At 63.4% G+C, this 17,110-nt stretch carries 17 protein-coding genes, 1 tRNA gene and 1 pseudogene; 2 read left to right on the top strand and 17 right to left on the bottom strand.

From position 1 onward, the window contains the following. From rpoC to Q8M85_RS03570, 11 genes are all read right to left on the bottom strand, one after another. Nucleotides 1-2,358: DNA-directed RNA polymerase subunit beta' (rpoC, locus tag Q8M85_RS03520; RefSeq protein ID WP_305540338.1), on the bottom strand; the 2,358-nt coding region annotated here is incomplete at its 3' end. Between the two features lie 90 nt (nt 2,359-2,448). Then, nucleotides 2,449-6,582 (bottom strand): DNA-directed RNA polymerase subunit beta, encoded by a 4,134-nt coding sequence (rpoB, locus tag Q8M85_RS03525; RefSeq protein WP_305540341.1) that lies wholly within the window; start codon nt 6,580-6,582, stop codon nt 2,449-2,451. 236 nt (nt 6,583-6,818) lie between these two features. Further along, nucleotides 6,819-7,196, bottom strand: coding sequence for a 50S ribosomal protein L7/L12 (rplL, locus tag Q8M85_RS03530; RefSeq protein WP_295080975.1), 378 nt, complete (start codon nt 7,194-7,196; stop codon nt 6,819-6,821). A gap of 78 nt (nt 7,197-7,274) precedes the next feature. Next, nucleotides 7,275-7,790, bottom strand: a complete 516-nt coding sequence (gene rplJ / locus Q8M85_RS03535) for a 50S ribosomal protein L10 (RefSeq protein WP_305540347.1) — start codon at nt 7,788-7,790, stop codon at nt 7,275-7,277. A 254-nt stretch (nt 7,791-8,044) separates the two neighbouring features. Further along, entirely contained in the window at nt 8,045-8,743 is a 699-nt protein-coding gene (rplA, locus tag Q8M85_RS03540; RefSeq protein ID WP_305540350.1) for a 50S ribosomal protein L1, read from the bottom strand. Nucleotides 8,744-8,748: 5 nt separating this feature from the next. Beyond that, nucleotides 8,749-9,201 (bottom strand): 50S ribosomal protein L11, encoded by a 453-nt coding sequence (gene rplK / locus Q8M85_RS03545; protein WP_305540353.1) that lies wholly within the window; start codon nt 9,199-9,201, stop codon nt 8,749-8,751. A 94-nt stretch (nt 9,202-9,295) separates the two neighbouring features. After that, nucleotides 9,296-9,829, bottom strand: coding sequence for a transcription termination/antitermination protein NusG (nusG, locus tag Q8M85_RS03550; RefSeq protein WP_305540359.1), 534 nt, complete (start codon nt 9,827-9,829; stop codon nt 9,296-9,298). 155 nt (nt 9,830-9,984) lie between these two features. Next, entirely contained in the window at nt 9,985-10,176 is a 192-nt protein-coding gene (gene secE, locus Q8M85_RS03555; protein WP_305540362.1) for a preprotein translocase subunit SecE, read from the bottom strand. Nucleotides 10,177-10,456: 280 nt separating this feature from the next. Further along, a complete protein-coding gene (locus Q8M85_RS03560; protein ID WP_305540365.1) occupies nt 10,457-10,975 on the bottom strand; it encodes a hypothetical protein in 519 nt (172 codons plus the stop codon). A gap of 107 nt (nt 10,976-11,082) precedes the next feature. Continuing rightward, a tRNA-Trp gene (locus tag Q8M85_RS03565) sits at nt 11,083-11,158 on the bottom strand. Between the two features lie 73 nt (nt 11,159-11,231). Further along, nucleotides 11,232-11,882: a CatB-related O-acetyltransferase gene (locus tag Q8M85_RS03570; RefSeq protein ID WP_305540368.1), complete on the bottom strand. Its 651-nt coding sequence runs from the start codon at nt 11,880-11,882 to the stop codon at nt 11,232-11,234. Nucleotides 11,883-12,060: 178 nt separating this feature from the next. On the opposite strand from Q8M85_RS03570, the gene Q8M85_RS03575 reads away from it, so the two are divergent. Both Q8M85_RS03575 and Q8M85_RS03580 read left to right on the top strand, forming a co-directional pair. Then, nucleotides 12,061-12,231: a DUF2256 domain-containing protein gene (locus Q8M85_RS03575; protein ID WP_371135189.1), complete on the top strand. Its 171-nt coding sequence runs from the start codon at nt 12,061-12,063 to the stop codon at nt 12,229-12,231. A 105-nt stretch (nt 12,232-12,336) separates the two neighbouring features. Further along, on the top strand, nt 12,337-13,188 hold the full coding sequence (locus Q8M85_RS03580) for a hypothetical protein (protein ID WP_305540374.1): 852 nt from the start codon (nt 12,337-12,339) through the stop codon (nt 13,186-13,188). 66 nt (nt 13,189-13,254) lie between these two features. On the opposite strand, the gene Q8M85_RS03585 is transcribed toward Q8M85_RS03580, so the two are convergent. The 6 genes and pseudogenes from Q8M85_RS03585 to tuf all read right to left on the bottom strand — a co-directional run. Continuing rightward, nucleotides 13,255-14,820, bottom strand: a complete 1,566-nt coding sequence (locus Q8M85_RS03585) for a GMC family oxidoreductase (RefSeq protein ID WP_305540377.1) — start codon at nt 14,818-14,820, stop codon at nt 13,255-13,257. Nucleotides 14,821-14,832: 12 nt separating this feature from the next. Then, nucleotides 14,833-15,354 (bottom strand): Twin-arginine translocation pathway signal, encoded by a 522-nt coding sequence (locus tag Q8M85_RS03590; RefSeq protein WP_305540380.1) that lies wholly within the window; start codon nt 15,352-15,354, stop codon nt 14,833-14,835. A gap of 46 nt (nt 15,355-15,400) precedes the next feature. Beyond that, the gene (locus tag Q8M85_RS03595) at nt 15,401-15,796 is read right to left on the bottom strand and encodes a VOC family protein (protein ID WP_305540383.1); all 396 of its coding nucleotides are present in this window, start codon (nt 15,794-15,796) and stop codon (nt 15,401-15,403) included. A gap of 87 nt (nt 15,797-15,883) precedes the next feature. Continuing rightward, a complete protein-coding gene (locus tag Q8M85_RS03600) occupies nt 15,884-16,183 on the bottom strand; it encodes a ribbon-helix-helix domain-containing protein (protein ID WP_305540386.1) in 300 nt (99 codons plus the stop codon). A 97-nt stretch (nt 16,184-16,280) separates the two neighbouring features. Next, nucleotides 16,281-16,796, bottom strand: a complete 516-nt coding sequence (locus Q8M85_RS03605) for an alkylphosphonate utilization protein (RefSeq protein WP_305540389.1) — start codon at nt 16,794-16,796, stop codon at nt 16,281-16,283. A gap of 70 nt (nt 16,797-16,866) precedes the next feature. Further along, nucleotides 16,867-17,110 (bottom strand): annotated as a pseudogene (gene tuf, locus Q8M85_RS03610) (elongation factor Tu); the annotation flags it as partial.

The following is a 17,110-nucleotide window of genomic DNA, read 5'->3' on the forward strand; positions in this document are numbered from 1 at the left end:
CTTGAGCGCGGTGTCGGACAGACCTTTCCGCGCGCCGTGGGTCGAGTTGAAGTATTCAAGAACGGTCAGACCTTCCTTGAAGTTCGAGATGATCGGCGTCTCGATGATCTCACCCGACGGCTTGGCCATCAGGCCGCGCATCCCGCCAAGCTGCTTCATCTGGATGACCGAGCCCCGGGCACCGGAGTGGGCCATCATGTAGACCGAGTTGGGCTCACGCTCGGAGCCGTCCGCGTCGTGGCGGACAGCCGAGATCGTGGCCATCATCGCTTCGGTGACCTTGTCGTTGCACTTGGTCCAGGCGTCGACGACCTTGTTGTACTTCTCGCCCTGGGTGATCAGGCCGTCGAGGTACTGCTGTTCGAAGCCGGCGACCTGTTCCTTGACCTCGTTGACGATGGTCCACTTGGTGTCCGGGATCACCATGTCGTCCTTGCCGAAGGAAATCCCGGCACGGAACGCCTCACGGAAGCCGAGGGTCATGATCTGGTCGCAGAAGATCACCGATTCCTTCTGGCCGCAGTAGCGGTAGACGGTGTCGATGACGGTCTGGACGTCCTTCTTGCGCAGAAGACGGTTGACCAGATCGAATGGGGCCTTGGCGTTCAGCGGCAGGAGGTTCCCAAGCCGCAGGCGGCCGGGCGTGGTGTCGAACCGCTTCCAGACGATGTTGCCGGTCTCGTCGACCTGACGCAGGCGCGCCTTGATCTTGGCGTGCAGGTGCACCGCACCGGCAGCCAGAGCATGCTCGACTTCGTCGATGTCGGCGAAGGCCATGCCCTCACCCACCATGCCCTTACGCTCCATCGTGACGTAATAGAGGCCGAGGACCATGTCCTGCGACGGCACGATGATCGGGTTGCCGTTGGCAGGCGACAGAACGTTGTTCGTCGACATCATCAGAACGCGTGCTTCCAGCTGGGCTTCCAGCGAAAGCGGCACGTGGACGGCCATCTGGTCACCGTCGAAGTCGGCGTTGAAGGCCGAGCAGACCAGCGGGTGCAGCTGGATCGCCTTGCCTTCGATCAGGATCGGCTCGAAGGCCTGGATGCCCAGACGGTGCAGCGTCGGCGCGCGGTTCAGAAGAACCGGGTGTTCGCGGATGACTTCATCCAGGATGTCCCAGACCTCGGGGCGTTCCTTTTCGACCAGCTTCTTGGCTTGCTTGACGGTCGAGGACAGACCCTTGGCTTCAAGCCGCGAGTAGATGAAGGGCTTGAAAAGTTCCAAGGCCATCTTCTTCGGCAACCCGCACTGGTGCAGCTTCAGCTCCGGCCCGGTCACGATGACCGAACGGCCCGAGAAGTCGACGCGCTTTCCCAGAAGGTTCTGGCGGAAGCGGCCCTGCTTGCCTTTCAGCATGTCCGACAGCGATTTCAGCGGGCGCTTGTTGGTGCCCGTGATGACGCGGCCACGACGGCCGTTGTCGAAGAGCGCGTCAACGGCTTCCTGCAGCATCCGCTTTTCGTTCCGAACGATGATGTCCGGGGCGCGAAGCTCGATCAGGCGCTTCAGGCGGTTGTTGCGGTTGATGACGCGGCGGTAGAGGTCGTTGAGGTCGGACGTCGCAAAGCGGCCGCCGTCCAGCGGAACCAGCGGGCGCAGTTCCGGCGGAATGACCGGAAGCACGGTCAGGATCATCCATTCCGGGCGGTTGCCGGATTCCAGGAACGACTCGACAATCTTCAGGCGCTTGATGATCTTCTTCGGCTTCAGCTCGCCCGTGGCTTCCTTCAGCTCTTCGCGCAGATGCTCGGCGGTCGCGTCGAGGTCGATGGCGGCCAGCATCTCGCGGATTGCTTCAGCGCCGATGTTGGCGGTGAAAGCGTCGGCGCCATACTGGTCCTGCGCGTCGAGGTATTCCTCTTCGGTCAGCATCTGGGCGTAGGTCAGGTCGGTCAGACCCGGCTCGATGACGACGTAGTTCTCGAAGTAGAGGATGCGTTCCAGATCGCGCAGCGTCATGTCCAGCATGAGGCCGATCCGGCTGGGCAGCGACTTCAGGAACCAGATATGCGCGACCGGGGCGGCCAGTTCGATGTGGCCCATCCGCTCGCGCCGCACCTTTTGCAGCGTGACTTCAACGCCGCACTTTTCGCAGACGACGCCGCGATACTTCATGCGCTTGTATTTGCCGCAGAGACATTCGTAGTCCTTGATCGGCCCGAAGATCCGCGCACAGAACAAGCCGTCACGTTCCGGCTTGAACGTGCGGTAGTTGATGGTTTCCGGCTTCTTGATCTCGCCGAAGGACCACGAGAGGATCCGCTCTGGCGAGGCCAGAGAGATCTTGATCTCGTCGAAGGTCTTGACCGGCGCAACCGGGCTGAACGGGTTGGTCGAGAGTTCCTGGTTCATTCTATCTTCCCATATGAAGGGCTGCGGTCAGAGGGTTGAGGCCAAATTCCTTCGAAGGAATTTGCAAAAATCTTCGAAGATTTTTGGTCCTCACTCCTCCTCCGCATCCAGGAGTTCCATGTTGAGGCCGAGGCCCCGCACTTCCTTGACAAGGACGTTGAACGATTCCGGTACGCCGGCCTCGAAGTTGTCCTCGCCCTTGACGATCGACTCGTAGACCTTGGTCCGGCCTGCCACGTCGTCCGACTTCACCGTCAGCATTTCTTGCAGGGTGTAGGCGGCGCCGTAGGCTTCCAGAGCCCAGACCTCCATCTCGCCGAGACGCTGGCCACCGAACTGGGCCTTGCCGCCCAGCGGCTGCTGGGTAACGAGGCTGTACGGCCCGGTCGAACGCGCGTGCAGCTTGTCGTCGACAAGGTGGTGCAGCTTGAGCATGTACTTCACGCCCACCGTCACCTTGCGCTGGAACTGCTCGCCCGAGCGGCCGTCGAAGACGACCGACTGGCCCGAGGTGTCGAACCCGGCGCGGGTCAGCGCGTCGTTCACGTCAGCCTCTTTCGCGCCGTCGAAGACCGGGGTCGCGATCGGAACGCCCTTGGTCACGTTGCCCGCAAGCTCCAGGAACTCGTCCTCGTCGCGGCCCGCAAAGGCCTCTTCGTAGGTCTCATCGCCGTAAGCGTGACGGACAGCTTCGCGCACCGGGGTCATGTCGCCGGACCGGCGATATTCCTTCAGTGCCTCGTCGATGTTCATGCCCAGGCCGCGCGCGGCCCAGCCCATGTGGGTTTCGAGGATCTGGCCCACGTTCATCCGCGACGGCACGCCGAGCGGGTTCAGCACGAGGTCGACCGGGGTGCCATCGGCGAGGAAGGGCATGTCTTCCATCGGGACGACCTTGGAGATGACGCCCTTGTTGCCGTGACGACCAGCCATCTTGTCGCCCGGCTGCAGCTTGCGCTTCACCGCGACGAAGACCTTGACCATCTTCATCACACCCGGAGGCAGGTCGTCGCCACGGCGCACCTTTTCGACCTTGTCGTCGAAACGGTGATCCAGGGCGCGCTTCTGCGCCTCAAACTGGTCGTGCAGGGCTTCCACGTCCTTGGCGTCGTTCTCTTCGCCAAGGGCCAGTTGCCACCACTGGCCGCGCGACAGCGTGCCCAAGAGTTCTTCGTCGATGGTCGAGCCGGCCTTGATGCCTTTCGGCCCCTTCACGGCTGTCTTGCCCATGATCAGGGTCTTGAGGCGCGCGTAGATGTTGCGCTCCAGGATCGCGAGTTCGTCGTCGCGGTCGCGGGCAAGGCGTTCGACTTCCTCACGCTCGATCTGCAGGGCGCGTTCGTCCTTGTCGACGCCGTGGCGGTTGAAGACGCGCACTTCGACGATGGTGCCGAAAGCCCCCGGCGGCAGGCGCAGCGAGGTGTCGCGGACGTCCGAGGCCTTTTCGCCGAAGATGGCGCGGAGAAGCTTTTCTTCCGGCGTCATCGGGCTTTCGCCCTTGGGGGTGATCTTGCCGACCAGGATGTCGCCCGGTTGCACTTCGGCGCCGATGTAGACGATCCCGGCTTCGTCGAGGTTGCGGAGCGCCTCCTCGCCGACGTTCGGGATGTCGCGGGTGATCTCTTCCGGCCCAAGCTTGGTGTCACGGGCGGCGACTTCGTATTCCTCGATGTGGATCGAGGTGAAGACGTCGTCACGCAGGATGCGTTCGGAAATCAGGATCGAGTCTTCGTAGTTGTAGCCGTTCCACGGCATGAAGGCGACGACCACGTTCCGGCCAAGGGCCAGTTCGCCCATGTCGGTGCAGGGGCCGTCGGCCACCACTTCGCCACGCAGAACCGTGTCGCCAACCTTCACCAGCGGGCGCTGGTTGATGCAGGACGACTGGTTCGACCGCTTGAACTTGCGCAGACGGTAGATGTCGACGCCCGGTTCACCCGGTTCCAGCATTTCCGTAGCACGGACAACGATACGGGTCGCATCGACCTGGTCGATCACGCCAGCGCGGCGGGCCATGATGGCGGCGCCAGAGTCACGGGCGACCACTGCCTCAATCCCGGTGCCCACGAAGGGCGCATCGGATTGCAGCAGAGGCACGGCCTGACGCTGCATGTTCGAGCCCATGAGGGCGCGGTTGGCGTCGTCGTTTTCCAGGAACGGGATCAGCGAGGCCGCAACAGACACCAGCTGCTTCGGCGACACGTCGATCAGGTCCACCGAATCCGGCGGGTTCAGCATGAATTCCCCGGCCTTCCGGCTGGAGATCAGCTCCTCGGTGAAGCGACCCTCGGCGTCCTGGCCCGCGTTGGCCTGGGCGACGGTGTGGCGCATTTCCTCGGTCGCCGACATGTAGACGACCTCGTCGGTCACCTTGCCGTCGATCACCTTGCGGTACGGGGTCTCAATGAAGCCGTACTTGTTCACGCGGGCGAAGGTGGCGAGGCTGTTGATCAGGCCGATGTTCTGGCCTTCCGGCGTCTCGATCGGGCACATCCGGCCGTAGTGGGTCGGGTGGACGTCGCGAACCTCGAAGCCCGCACGTTCACGGGTCAGACCGCCCGGCCCAAGGGCCGACAGGCGGCGCTTGTGCGTCACTTCCGACAAGGGGTTGGTCTGGTCCATGAACTGCGACAGCTGGCTGGAGCCGAAGAATTCACGCACCGCAGCCGCGGCGGGTTTAGCGTTGATCAAGTCCTGCGGCATGATCGTGTCGATTTCGACCGACGACATGCGTTCCTTGATCGCGCGCTCCATCCGCAGAAGGCCGACGCGGTACTGGTTTTCCATCAGCTCGCCGACCGACCGGACGCGGCGGTTGCCGAGGTGGTCGATGTCGTCGATTTCACCCTTGCCGTCACGAAGTTCGGTCAGCGCCTTGATGCAGGCGATGATGTCCTCACGGTCCAGCGTGCGCTGGGTGTCGGGCTTGCCAAGGTCGAGGCGCATGTTCATCTTCACGCGGCCGACGGCGGAAAGGTCATACCGCTCCTTGTCGAAGAACAGCGTGTCGAAAAGCTGCGACGCGGCTTCGACGGTCGGCGGCTCACCGGGCCGCATCACGCGGTAGATGTCCATGAGCGCGGTGTCGCGGCCCATGTTCTTGTCGACCGCCATCGTGTTGCGGATGTAGGGGCCGACGTTGACGTTGTCGATGTCGAGAACCGGGATGTCGGTGATGCCCTGGTCGAGCAGCACCTTGACCGACCCGCCCTTCACTTCGCCGTCGCGGTCCAGTTCCCAGGTCAGCTCGTCGCCGGCCTCGACCCAGATTTCACCGGTTTCCTCGTTGATGATGTCCTTGGCGACGTAGCGGCCCAGGATGTGATCGAAGGGGACCAGAAGCTCGGTGACCGTGCCCTCGTCCTTCCACTTCTTCACCATGCGCGGCGTGGCTTTCTCGCCCGCCTTCAGGATGACTTCGCCGGTGGCCGCGTCGACCAGGTCGTAGGCCGGACGGGTGCCCGAGACGCGCTGCGGGAAGAACTTGGTGACCCAGCCCTTGTTCTTCACGTATGCGAAGTTGATCGTCTCGTAATAGGCATCCATGATGCCTTCCTGGTCCATGCCAAGCGCGTACAGCAGCGTCGTCACCGGCAGCTTCCGGCGACGGTCGATGCGCGCGAAAACCACGTCCTTGGCGTCGAATTCAAAGTCCAGCCACGAGCCGCGATACGGGATGATGCGGCAGGCGAACAAGAGTTTGCCCGAAGAGTGGGTCTTGCCCTTGTCGTGGTCGAAGAACACGCCGGGCGAACGGTGCATCTGGCTGACGATCACCCGTTCGGTGCCGTTCACGATGAACGTGCCGTTGTGCGTCATCAGGGGCATGTCGCCCATGTAGACGTCCTGTTCCTTGATGTCCTTGACCGACCGGGCACCGGTGGTTTCATCGACATCGAACACGATCAGGCGCAGCGTCACCTTCAGCGGTGCCGCATAGGTCATGTCGCGCTGCTGACATTCATCGACGTCGTACTTCGGCTTTTCCAGCTCGTACTTGACGAACTCCAGAACCGAGGTCTCGTTGAAATCCTTGATCGGGAAGACCGACTGGAAGGTGCCCTGGATGCCTTCGCCGTCCAGCGGCTTGTCGCTGTCACCGGACCGCAGGAAGAGGTCGTAGGAGGATTTCTGAACCTCGATCAGGTTCGGCATCTCCAGCACTTCGCGGATTTTGCCGAAGTAGCGGCGGATGCGTTTCTGGCCAACATAAGCTTGCGCCATGTGTCTGGTCACCTTTCCATTTTTCGCTGGCGCACCACCCGTCGGGCCACGGGCGCGCACCGCTTGCGAAGAGACCGATGGGTTCCATTCGTGCCGCCCGTCCCGAAGGGTGGCTCCCGAACCCGCCGCGTCTGGGAAGAGGCTTTGCGCAAAAGCCCCTTCCAAGACGCGCATGGCTGGGACCGAATACCTCGGCCCCAGCCCTGCTTCTTGTCGGGGTTGCCCCCGATGTCCGATTACTTCAGCTCGGCCTTGGCGCCAGCTTCTTCGAACTTCTTCTTCATCGCTTCGGCGTCGGCTTTCGAGACGCCTTCCTTGATCTTGCCGCCAGCTTCCGTCAGGTCCTTGGCTTCCTTCAGGCCGAGGCCCGTCAGTTCGCGCACAACTTTGATCACGTTGATCTTGTTGGCGCCGGCGTCGGTCAGGACGACGTCGAATTCGGTCTGCTCTTCAGCCGGAGCGGCAGCAGCAGCAGCCGGACCAGCAGCCATCATGACGGCGCCACCGGCGGCCGGCTCGATGCCGTACTTGTCCTTCAGGATGGTCTTCAGTTCCTGCGCCTGCAGGAGGGTCAGACCAACGATCTCTTCGGCGAGTTTGTTCAGATCAGCCATTTTACAGTTCCGTTTGTTAAGATGGGTTCCAACGGTGCGGTATCAACCACAGCCGGGATGAAAGGGTCAGGCCCCCGCTTAGGCGGCGGCCTTTTCCTCGATGGTCGACAGGATGCTCGCGATGTTCGACGCAGGCGCACCAATGGCCCCGGCGATGGCAGACGCGGGCGCACCGATGCACGACACGATCTGAGCGATAAGCTCTTCGCGCGACGGCATGGAAGCCACGGCCTTGATACCAGCCTGGTCCAGAACCGTGTCGCCCATTGCCCCGCCGATGATGACGAACTTGTCGTTCGACTTGGCGTAGGCCTCGCAGACCTTGGCCGCAGCCACGGGGTCTTCCGAGTAGGACAGCACGGTCATGCCCGTGAGGAGGTCACCCATCTTCGCAGCGGGCTTCCCTTCAAGGGCGATCTTGGCGAGCGTGTTCTTGGCAACGCGAACGGACCCACCCACGTCGCGAAGCTTCGCGCGCAGGTCCTGCATCTGTGCAACCGTCATCCCGGTGTAGTGGGCAACCACCACAACGCCAGAGCTTTCGAAGATCTGGCCGAGTTCCTCGACCACTTTCTCTTTCTGGGCTCTATCCACAGTTTCACTCCAAGGTTGGGGGTTTCCCCCCGGCTCATGATTGCCCCCGGATGGGGGCGTCGGGTCCGCAACGGTTCCCGGATCCAAGATCGCCCGAAGGCGCCTTCAATCTCGTTCCCCATCTCGGGCAGGATTTATGGCGTTTGCGCGCCACCCACCGTCTCGGACAGAACCGGGCCATGTATGTCGGCCCGGGTAGTCCCCTCCCCTTTCGGGTCAGGATTTCGTAGGGTGCGCTACAGCGCACCGATCCTTCAGGCCTGGGTCGCCGACGAGATGTCGACCGACACGCCCGGTCCCATCGTGGACGACAGCGACACCTTCTTAAGGTAGGTGCCCTTTGCCCCCGTCGGCCGCGCTTTCGACACCGCATCCACGAAGGCGCGGATGTTCTGCGCCAGCTTCGCATCGTCGAACGAGACCTTGCCGACGCCTGCGTGGATCACGCCGGCCTTTTCGACCTTGAATTGCACTTCGCCGCCCTTGGCACCCTCGACGGCCGTTTTCACGTCCATCGTCACGGTGCCGACCTTCGGGTTCGGCATCAGGTTGCGCGGGCCCAGGATCTTGCCCAGACGGCCGACCAGAGGCATCAGGTCCGGCGTCGCGATGCAACGGTCGAACTCGATCTTGCCAGACTGGATCGTCTCCATCAGGTCTTCCGCACCGACGATGTCCGCGCCAGCCGCCTTTGCTTCGTCAGCCTTGGCGCCACGGGCGAAAACGGCGACACGGACGGTCTTGCCGGTGCCGTTCGGCAGTGCCACGACGCCACGGACCATCTGGTCGGCGTGACGCGGGTCGACGCCCAGGTTCATCGCGATCTCGACGGTTTCGTCGAACTTGGCCGAGGCCGCGCCCTTGATCAGTTTCACCGCATCTTCGACGGTAATGTTCGCCTTGCCAGCGAAGGCTTCGTTCGCCTTGGCGACGCGCTTTGCAATCTTTGCCATGTCGATCAGCCCTTCACTTCGATGCCGCAGGATTGCGCCGACCCGAGAATGATTTTCATCGCGGCCTCGACCGAGTTCGCGTTCAGATCCTTCATCTTGGTCTCGGCAATCTTGCGCAGCTGAGCCGCGGTGATCGAACCGGCAACTTCACGGCCCGGCTTCATCGACCCCTTGGCGCGCGACCGCTTGCCGACGGCAGGCAGACCGGCAGCCTGCTTGATCAGGAACGAGGCCGGAGCCGTCTTCAGCTCAAGGCTGAATGACTTGTCCTGATAGTAGGTGATGATGACGGGCGTGGGGGTGCCCGGCGGGATGTCGGCGGTCTTCGCGTTGAATTCCTTCACGAAGGCCATGATGTTCAGGCCGCGCTGACCCAGCGCCGGACCGACCGGCGGGGAGGGGTTGGCTTGACCCGCTTTGACTTGCAGCTTGAGGCTGCCGATAATCTTCTTGGCCATCTGGCCTCTCCTTTGTCACTGCGTCCGAAAACGCGGTTTAGTGGTCCGGTCCGTCACGCCCCTTTCGGGCCGCGCTCGCCTCCCACGCGCTTCCTCAGTTCCCCTTCGAGACCTGAGTGAATTCCAGTTCGACGGGCGTCGCCCGACCGAAGATCGACACGGTGACCTTCAGGCGGCTGTGCGCCTCGTCCACATCCTCGACCATGCCCGAAAAGCCCTCGAACGGGCCGTCGGTCACCTGCACCGTCTCGCCGATGTCGAAACGGATCAGGTTGCGCGGGGCTTCCAGACCTTCCTCGACCCGGTTGAGGATCGCATTCACTTCGCTGTCCCGCATCGGCATCGGCTTGCCCTGCGGACCCAGGAACCCGGTGACGCGGTTGATCGAAGAGATCAGGTGATAGCCCCGGTTCGACATTTCCATGTGCACAAGCACGTAACCCGGCATGAAGCGCCGCTCCGAGGTGACCTTCTTGCCGCGGCGGACCTCGATCACTTCTTCGGTCGGAACCAGCACTTCGTCGATCTCTTCGCCAAGACCGGCTTCGGCGACAGCGGTCTTGATCTGCTCGGCTACCTTCTTCTCGAAATTCGAGAGAACGCTTACCGAATACCAGCGCTTCGCCATCTTGCCTGCTTCCTTGCTGCCCGGGCCATTCGGCCCATCTTCATCTGGTCCCGGAACAAAAAACAGCGCGCACCCCGAATCGATGCGCGCCGGTGTCCCTTTGGTTGGCGCGGGGTCTACCCCCTGCCCGCCGTCAATTCAAGAGGGAAAGCCGTTCAGACGCCGATGATGTAGGTCAGCGCCGTGCGGATGCCAAGGTCCACGAGGCTGAAGAACGTCGCGGCAAGGGCCGAAAGGATGAAGACCATCAGCGTTGTCAGCAAAGTCTCGCGGCGGGTGGGCCAGACCACCTTGGCGACTTCGGCGCGGACCTGCTGGAGGAACTGAAGGGGGTTCGTGGTGGACATGGGGATTCCAGGACTAGGGTTGCAGCGGGAGATACGGGTTTGAGCCGGGGATTTCAAGCGGCACGCGCTGCGTGGCAGCCTCGTTCATGGCTGGCCTATGGCGGGTGGTGCGGCAATCGCGGGGTTTGGCGCCTGGAAGCCCCCCCGGAAACGCCGGCATCGGCCACAAAACCCGATCAGCGCCGCCACCCGGATCAACGAAAAGCGTCCGGCACCGCGAAGGATGCCGGACGCAAGGCCTCTGCGCCCCAGGGACAAGGGGGGCCAGTGGCGGTCGAGTTTACTTGAGGCGGCTGACGATGCCGTCGGCAAAGGCCTCGACCAGGCGCGTGTAGGCACCCGCGGTGTCGTTCGACAGCACCAGGACGGCGCCCTCGGGCACAACTACCTTGGCGTTTTCCAGCGACACGGTCAGCTCGTAGCCATCCGCATTGGTGTTGTCGGTGTCATCCACGATGGTCACCTGACCCACCAGGACCGCATCGCCCATGTTGAGCTCGCGCTCGAAGGCGCTGGCCAACTCGACCTCGCGGATATCGACGATGATCTGCGCGCCGTCGATGGCTCCGTTCTCGTCGGGCTTGGCCTCTTCGGTCACAAGCCGTTCGGTGACGCGGGCGGCGATGGCATTTTCCAGGTCGGCTTCCAGGTTGGCCCAGAACGTAGCGGCCTCGGCGTTGGTGATGGCTGACACATCGACGGTGGCGTCGATCTTGGCGACCTTGTCGACGGCCGCCATAAGCGGGCTGGCCAGAAAGGCGATGAGAGCAGCGGACGCTGCCGGTTTCGCTTTGAACATGAGTGTCTCCATTTTCCTGCAATGAGGTATCATGGAGAGCAAACGCGCGAAAACTTGCCGGGTTCCCACAAGAGGCCCGCCACGACGCTGCGTCACTGATCGGAAGGTGGCAGGGGCAGCAGGGCTTGAACCCGCGACCTACGGTTTTGGAGACCGTCGCTCTACCAGCTGAGCTATACCCCTACGCGGAGGCCGAGTTACGGCAGGTGGCACAAGAGGTCAAGGGATTCTCGCACGTCCTGCCCACCGACGCCGGTCACCTTCTGGTCGCCAGCACCTCAAGCGCCGCAATGTCGGGCGCAAGAAGCGCAGGGACCGCCGCACGGATACGGTCCAGCGGCCAGTCCCACCAGGCAAGAGCCAGAAGCCGCTCCACTGTGTCAGTCGGAAACCGCGACCGGATCAAACGGGCGGGATTGCCGGCAACGATGCTGTAGGCGGCCACATCCCGAGTCACGACCGCACCCGCGCCGATGATTGCCCCGCTGCCGATGCGCACTCCCGGCAGGATCAGGGCACCGTGGCCAAGCCAGACATCATGCCCGACTTCGGTATCCGGCAGGTCGGTGAAGCTGGCCTTGTAGGTCTCGATGGTTGCGGGGTCCAAGACCGGGAACGGAAAGGTGGTCAGGCCGGTCATCGCATGGTTGGCCGACGCGGTGATGAAGCGGACGCCATGCGCTATCTGGCAGAAGCGCCCGACGACCAGACGCTCGGGCGCCCCGGGATAGAGGTATGGGGCCAGGTGTGCGGCCCAGTCGTCCGGCGGGTCGAAGTCGTTGGCGTAGCTGAAGTCGCCAATGTGGAAGTTGGGGTGGTCGATGACCTGGTTCAGGTAGACCATGTTCGGCATCGCTGTGCCGTCCACACGCACCAAAGGGTGCCGCAGTGCGGGATCAAGGGGCATGTCAGGACCTTTCAAGAACGGTTCGCGGAACGGTTCAGGCAGTCAGGTCCATCTCAGCCTCCTGGTGCAGCACAGGATTTGTAGCACATCTCGACGACCGGCAAAAGACCGGGGCTTGTCGGCTGGGGAATGCGGCGCACCTTGCAGAGGGCAGGCTCTGGAGGATGAAATGCCGAAGATGCGCAGGAAATCCGATCTGCCGCAGAAGATCTGTCTGTGCTGCGGGCTGCCCTTCAGCTGGCGCAAGAAATGGGAGCGTGACTGGGACGCGGTGCGATATTGTTCGGATCGCTGTCGAAAGGCGGGAAGCGCAGGACAGGCGAAAACAGGGGCGATGGCGCCTCGATGATTTCGTCACGTGTCGCAGGGTGGCTGCGACGAGAAGACGAAGTCGCACGAGGAGCGGCCTGGTCAGCACAGGACGGGCCCCGTAAGCTGCCGAAAGGGGGGCCGCGTGCAATCAGTCTCGAAGATCGTGGCAGAATTCGCCGCACGGCCCTGGATGGCCGTGCCTGAAACCGATCTTGGCCCGGCTGCGCAGGTACCGACCATGCTGACGCCCGAAGAGCGGCTCTTCTATCACTGGCTTGGACGCCGGGTGCAGGGCGAGGGGGCCACGGTGGACCTTGGCGCTTATGCCGGCGGCTCGGCAGCGCGGCTCTTGTCGGGACTGGCGATTTCGGGGCGGCGGTTTCACGTCCACAGCTATGATCGCTTCCGGTCCTCGCGCGCCCTCTGGGCCAGGTTCATGCCGGATGAGCCCCTGCCCGATGCCGATGATGCGGACCTTTTGCCCGTCGTCCGGCGGCACCTTGCGCCGTGGCAGAAGCATGTGACGCTGCATGTGGGCGATATCGGTGAAAAGCAGTGGACGGGCGGGCCGATCGAGATCCTGTCCGTCGACGCCGCCAAGGGGGCCGTGCTGGCGGACCATATCGCCGAACAGTTCTTCCCGGCCCTGGTGCCGGGGCGGTCGATCCTGGTGCAGCAGGATTACCTGATGTCGGTGCAACCCTGGCTTTGCGCCCAGATGGTGCGCCTGCGCGACGGTTTCCTGCCGCTGGCCCATGTGCCAAAGGTCGGCCTTATCTTCCTGGCCGTTGCCCCGGTGACCGAGGCGGCGCTGACGGCGGCAAAGGTGGGAGACCTGACAGACGGCAAGTTGATGAGCCGGGTGCGCGAGGCCGCGGCCTGGCATGACGGCATGGTGCCACGTGCGCCCTTCAAGGCGATGCTGGAGCAGATCAAGGCCCATCCCGGCGTGCGGCTGGGCTGGCAGATGCGGCAGGCGCGGGCCCCCGGCTAAAGCAAGCGCGGGCGTGCGCCAGAAAATTCCGGCGGGCCGGAGGGTTGCCCCCCGGCCCGCGCGGGGTCAGATGTTGCCCGCGCTCATCTCGCGGGCGATGTGGTCGGCCTGGCGGATCGCCAGCGCGACGATGGTCAGCGTCGGGTTCTCTGCCGCGCCGGTGGTGAACTGCGAGCCATCCGAGACGAAGAGGTTCGCGATGTCGTGTGTCTGGCCCCACTTGTTGACCACGCCGTCCTTCGCCTCGGCCGACATCCGGTTGGTGCCCAGGTTGTGGGTGGACGGATAGGGCGGCGTCGGGAAGGCGCGGGTGGCCCCCACGGCCTCGTACATCGCTATGCCCTGCTTGTAGGCGTGGTTGCGCATCGCGATGTCGTTCGGGTGGTCGTCGAAGTGGACGTTGGCGACCGGCAAGCCGAACTGGTCCTTGGTATCGGACAAAGTGACGCCGTTCTGAAGCTGCGGCATGTCCTCGCCCACGATCCACATCCCGGCCATGTTCTCGTAATGGTCAAGCGCGGTGGTGAAGCCCCGACCCCAGCCGCCGGGGTTGAGGAAGGCCGCCATGAACGGCAAACCCAGGGCCAGCGTCTCAAGCTCATACCCGCCGACAAAGCCGCGTGAGGGGTCGTGGCGCGCCTCGTCCTGGACGATCCCGGCCATCGTCGTGCCGCGCCACATGCGGACCGGCTTGTCGAAGATCGCGTAGACCGACCCGGTGGTGTGGCGCATGTAGTTCTTGCCGACCATGCCGGACGAGTTGGCCAGCCCGTCCGGGAACATCGGGCTTGCCGAGTTGAGCAGCAGGCGCGGAGACTCGAACGAGTTCCCGGCAACACACACAATCCGTGCCTTCTGCATCTGCAACGCACCGTCCTTGTCGAAATATTCGACCCCCGTGACCTTGCCGCTGTCGTCGTGCAGGATGCGGGCGACGTGGGCGCGATCACGGACCTCGAGGTTCCCCGTCGCTTCGCCCGCCGGGATGTCGGTATAGGCGGCAGACCACTTCGCGCCCCACTTGCAGCCCTGGAAGCAGAAGCCGGTCTGCTGGCAGGCCATCCGGCCATCGTAATCGGCCGAGTTGATCGCCATGCGACCGGTATGGACCTCTTTGTAGCCCAGCGCCTTCGCGCCCTTCTCGAACACCAGGTAGTTGTTGTTCCCCGGCAGGCCCGCGCGGTCGCCGGTGCGGGTGACGCCCAGCTTGGTCTCGGCCTTCTCATACCACGGAGCCATTTCCGCGCCGTCGATCGGCCAGTCCAGCAGGTTCGCGCCCTCGACCGCGCCGTAATTGGTCAGCGCCTTCCATTCGTGGTCCTGAAACCGGATCGAGGCCCCGGCCCAGTGCGTCGTGGTGCCGCCAACGGCCTTGACGATCCAGGCGGGCAGTCCGCCGAAATCCTTCGCCACGCGCCAGGAGCCGCTGGTTGTGCGGGCATCCAGCCAGGCCAGTTGGCCGAAGCTTTCCCATTCGTCGTTGATGTAGTCCTCAGGCAGATAGCGCCCGCCGGCCTCCAGCGCCACGACCTTGACGCCCTTCTGCGCCAATTCGTTCGCCAGAACCCCGCCGCCTGCGCCGGTGCCGATGATGACGACAACCTGGTCGTCGTTCAGATCAAACGTTGCCATTGCCGTCCCCCCTCAAAGCCAGTCGATGTCGTTGAAGCCGCGCTCGATATAGCCACCCTGGGAGAAGCTTTCCCCCTGGTAGCCGAAGATCGGCCAGACCTCTTTCTGGTTGTAGAGGCCGGTCACCAGGCCCGACCGCACCGTCTGGAAGAAGGGCGTCATTTCCATGCCCTGCAAGAGCTTGACCCGGTCTTCCTCCCATCCCGCCGCGACATAGCTGTCGAACCCGGCGGCCTTGGCAGCGGCGTCCAGCGCGGCGACGCCCTCGGCGACCATCGCCTTCTGCTCTTCGCTGTCATAGCCCTTCACGGCCACCGCGTAGAACTGGTCCGGCACCTGGTCATGCGGATAGATGTCCCGCGCCATCTGCAACAACGTCGCCATCTGGGCCGGGGTAATCACCGTCACCTCGATCGCCCAGGCGGCGTTCGGCGCGGCGATAAAGCCGGTGCCCACCACTGCCAGCGCCCCGGCAGACAGGCTGCGCGACAGAAGCTGACGCCGCGTCAGCCCCCTCAGGTCATGTTTCGTCATGGTTTCCTCCCTTGATTGCAGTGTCGAAGCGCGCGCGTCCCCCTCCTCAGAGATAGCGCCCGCCCCGTTGCAGGACCTCGATCTGGTATCCGTCGGGGTCTGCGATGAAGAAGAAGCGGGCGATCACGCTGCCCGCAGGGGCAAAGTCCACCAGCTTGCGCGGAGCAAGGCCCACCGCCGTCATCCGGGCGTGTTCGGCGTCGACATCATCGACGCTGACGGCAAGGTGGCCGTAGCCATCGCCCAGGTTATAGGGCTCGTCCCGGCCCTTGTTGACGGTCAGTTCCAGTTCGAAGGTCTGCTCAGGGTTGGACAGGTAGATCAGGGTGAAGCTGTCGAAATCCAGCCGGTCCGCGACCTTCAACCCAAATGCGGTGTCGTAGAACGCCAAGGACCGCGCCTCGTCCAGCACGCGGATCATGGAGTGTATCAGCTTGGCCATTGTGCCCCCGGAAGTCCTGTTGATCTGGTAAGATTAACGGACCAATTTTCGGGGCAGGTAGTACGTGAATACTACAGACGGATTTTCCTATTCGGCGGCAATGGCCGTGCCTGCTTGCGGCACCTGCTCCAACTCACCGAGGTGAATCGTGCAGGCGCAGCGCAGAAGCGAAGTGAAGTTTGTCGCCTCGCCATGCTGTTCCAGCACCTCGGAATGCAGCTTTGACAGAAAGGCGGGGGTCGAGGACCCATCCCGCGCCGCCATCTGATCGACAATGCCCCAGAAGGCCCGCTCCAGCCTGATGCTGGTGGACTGACCGTTCAGACGCAAACGTCGGGTGACATATTCATACCGGGCCGGATCCTGCCCGGCGAACATCTGACACATGGCTGGCCTCCCCTGCTGGCCTTGTGGATGCAGGAAGCGTCGGCCGGATCGGACGAATCGTCAACGCGACATTCGTCCTATGGGGCCGATCACCGGGTCACGTCTTCTTGACGAACTGGCACAGGATCACGATCTGCTGGTCGTTCACCCGACCCTCGATCTGGTCGGGATTGTTCAGCACCAGCCGTATCCCCCGCACCGACGTGCCGCGCTTGGCGACCATGGAACTGCCCTTGACCGGCAGGTCCTTGATCAGAACCACCGTGTCTCCCGGCGCAAGGAGGACCCCGTTGCTGTCCCGATGTTCGACTTGGGGGATGTCCTGACTGCCCGCTTCGGCGCGTTTGAGCACCTCGGGATCAAGATAGACGGTGTCAAGAAGTTCGGCCGCCCAGGCCTCGGTCGGCAACGCCAGCAGAAGCCGCCAGGCAGCGATCTGGGTGGCTGCATCCTCTGACCAGACCGCATCACCAAGGCAACGCCAACGCGGGCCGGGAGTGATCTCGCCCGAAAGGGCTGCGGCACAGACCGGACAAACGAGGGCGACGTCATCGCCGGGGGCAAGGGCGATAGGGGTAGCGTCGGGGGCAGCACACAGGACGCAGGCAGTCATGGGGGAATCCTTGAAATGAAAAAGGCGCGCGGAGTGCCGCGCGCCTTCTGGATGCTATGCCCAAGTCGCCTTACGCGATGATCTTGGAGACGACGCCAGCGCCGACGGTGCGGCCGCCTTCGCGGATGGCGAAGCGCAGTTTCTCTTCCATCGCGATCGGGGCGATCAGTTCCACGACGAACTTCAGGTTGTCGCCCGGCATGACCATTTCAGTGCCTTCCGGCAGCTGAACCGTCCCGGTGACGTCCGTGGTGCGGAAGTAGAACTGCGGGCGGTAGTTCGCGAAGAACGGCGTGTGACGGCCGCCCTCTTCC

Source organism: Tabrizicola sp. (assembly GCF_030694085.1).
Taxonomy (GTDB): Bacteria; Pseudomonadota; Alphaproteobacteria; order Rhodobacterales; family Rhodobacteraceae; genus Tabrizicola.

Coding starts and splice junctions, on each gene's coding strand:
- rplK (WP_305540353.1), bottom strand. CDS start 9,201: ATGGCCAAGAAGATTATCGGCAGCCTCAAGCTGCAAGTCAAAGCGGGT.
- Q8M85_RS03575 (WP_371135189.1), top strand. CDS start 12,061: ATGCGCAGGAAATCCGATCTGCCGCAGAAGATCTGTCTGTGCTGCGGG.
- Q8M85_RS03605 (WP_305540389.1), bottom strand. CDS start 16,796: ATGACTGCCTGCGTCCTGTGTGCTGCCCCCGACGCTACCCCTATCGCC.
- Q8M85_RS03570 (WP_305540368.1), bottom strand. CDS start 11,882: ATGCCCCTTGATCCCGCACTGCGGCACCCTTTGGTGCGTGTGGACGGC.
- rpoB (WP_305540341.1), bottom strand. CDS start 6,582: ATGGCGCAAGCTTATGTTGGCCAGAAACGCATCCGCCGCTACTTCGGC.
- Q8M85_RS03595 (WP_305540383.1), bottom strand. CDS start 15,796: ATGGCCAAGCTGATACACTCCATGATCCGCGTGCTGGACGAGGCGCGG.
- Q8M85_RS03600 (WP_305540386.1), bottom strand. CDS start 16,183: ATGTGTCAGATGTTCGCCGGGCAGGATCCGGCCCGGTATGAATATGTC.
- rplA (WP_305540350.1), bottom strand. CDS start 8,743: ATGGCAAAGATTGCAAAGCGCGTCGCCAAGGCGAACGAAGCCTTCGCT.
- nusG (WP_305540359.1), bottom strand. CDS start 9,829: ATGGCGAAGCGCTGGTATTCGGTAAGCGTTCTCTCGAATTTCGAGAAG.
- rplL (WP_295080975.1), bottom strand. CDS start 7,196: ATGGCTGATCTGAACAAACTCGCCGAAGAGATCGTTGGTCTGACCCTC.
- Q8M85_RS03590 (WP_305540380.1), bottom strand. CDS start 15,354: ATGACGAAACATGACCTGAGGGGGCTGACGCGGCGTCAGCTTCTGTCG.
- Q8M85_RS03560 (WP_305540365.1), bottom strand. CDS start 10,975: ATGTTCAAAGCGAAACCGGCAGCGTCCGCTGCTCTCATCGCCTTTCTG.
- Q8M85_RS03585 (WP_305540377.1), bottom strand. CDS start 14,820: ATGGCAACGTTTGATCTGAACGACGACCAGGTTGTCGTCATCATCGGC.
- secE (WP_305540362.1), bottom strand. CDS start 10,176: ATGTCCACCACGAACCCCCTTCAGTTCCTCCAGCAGGTCCGCGCCGAA.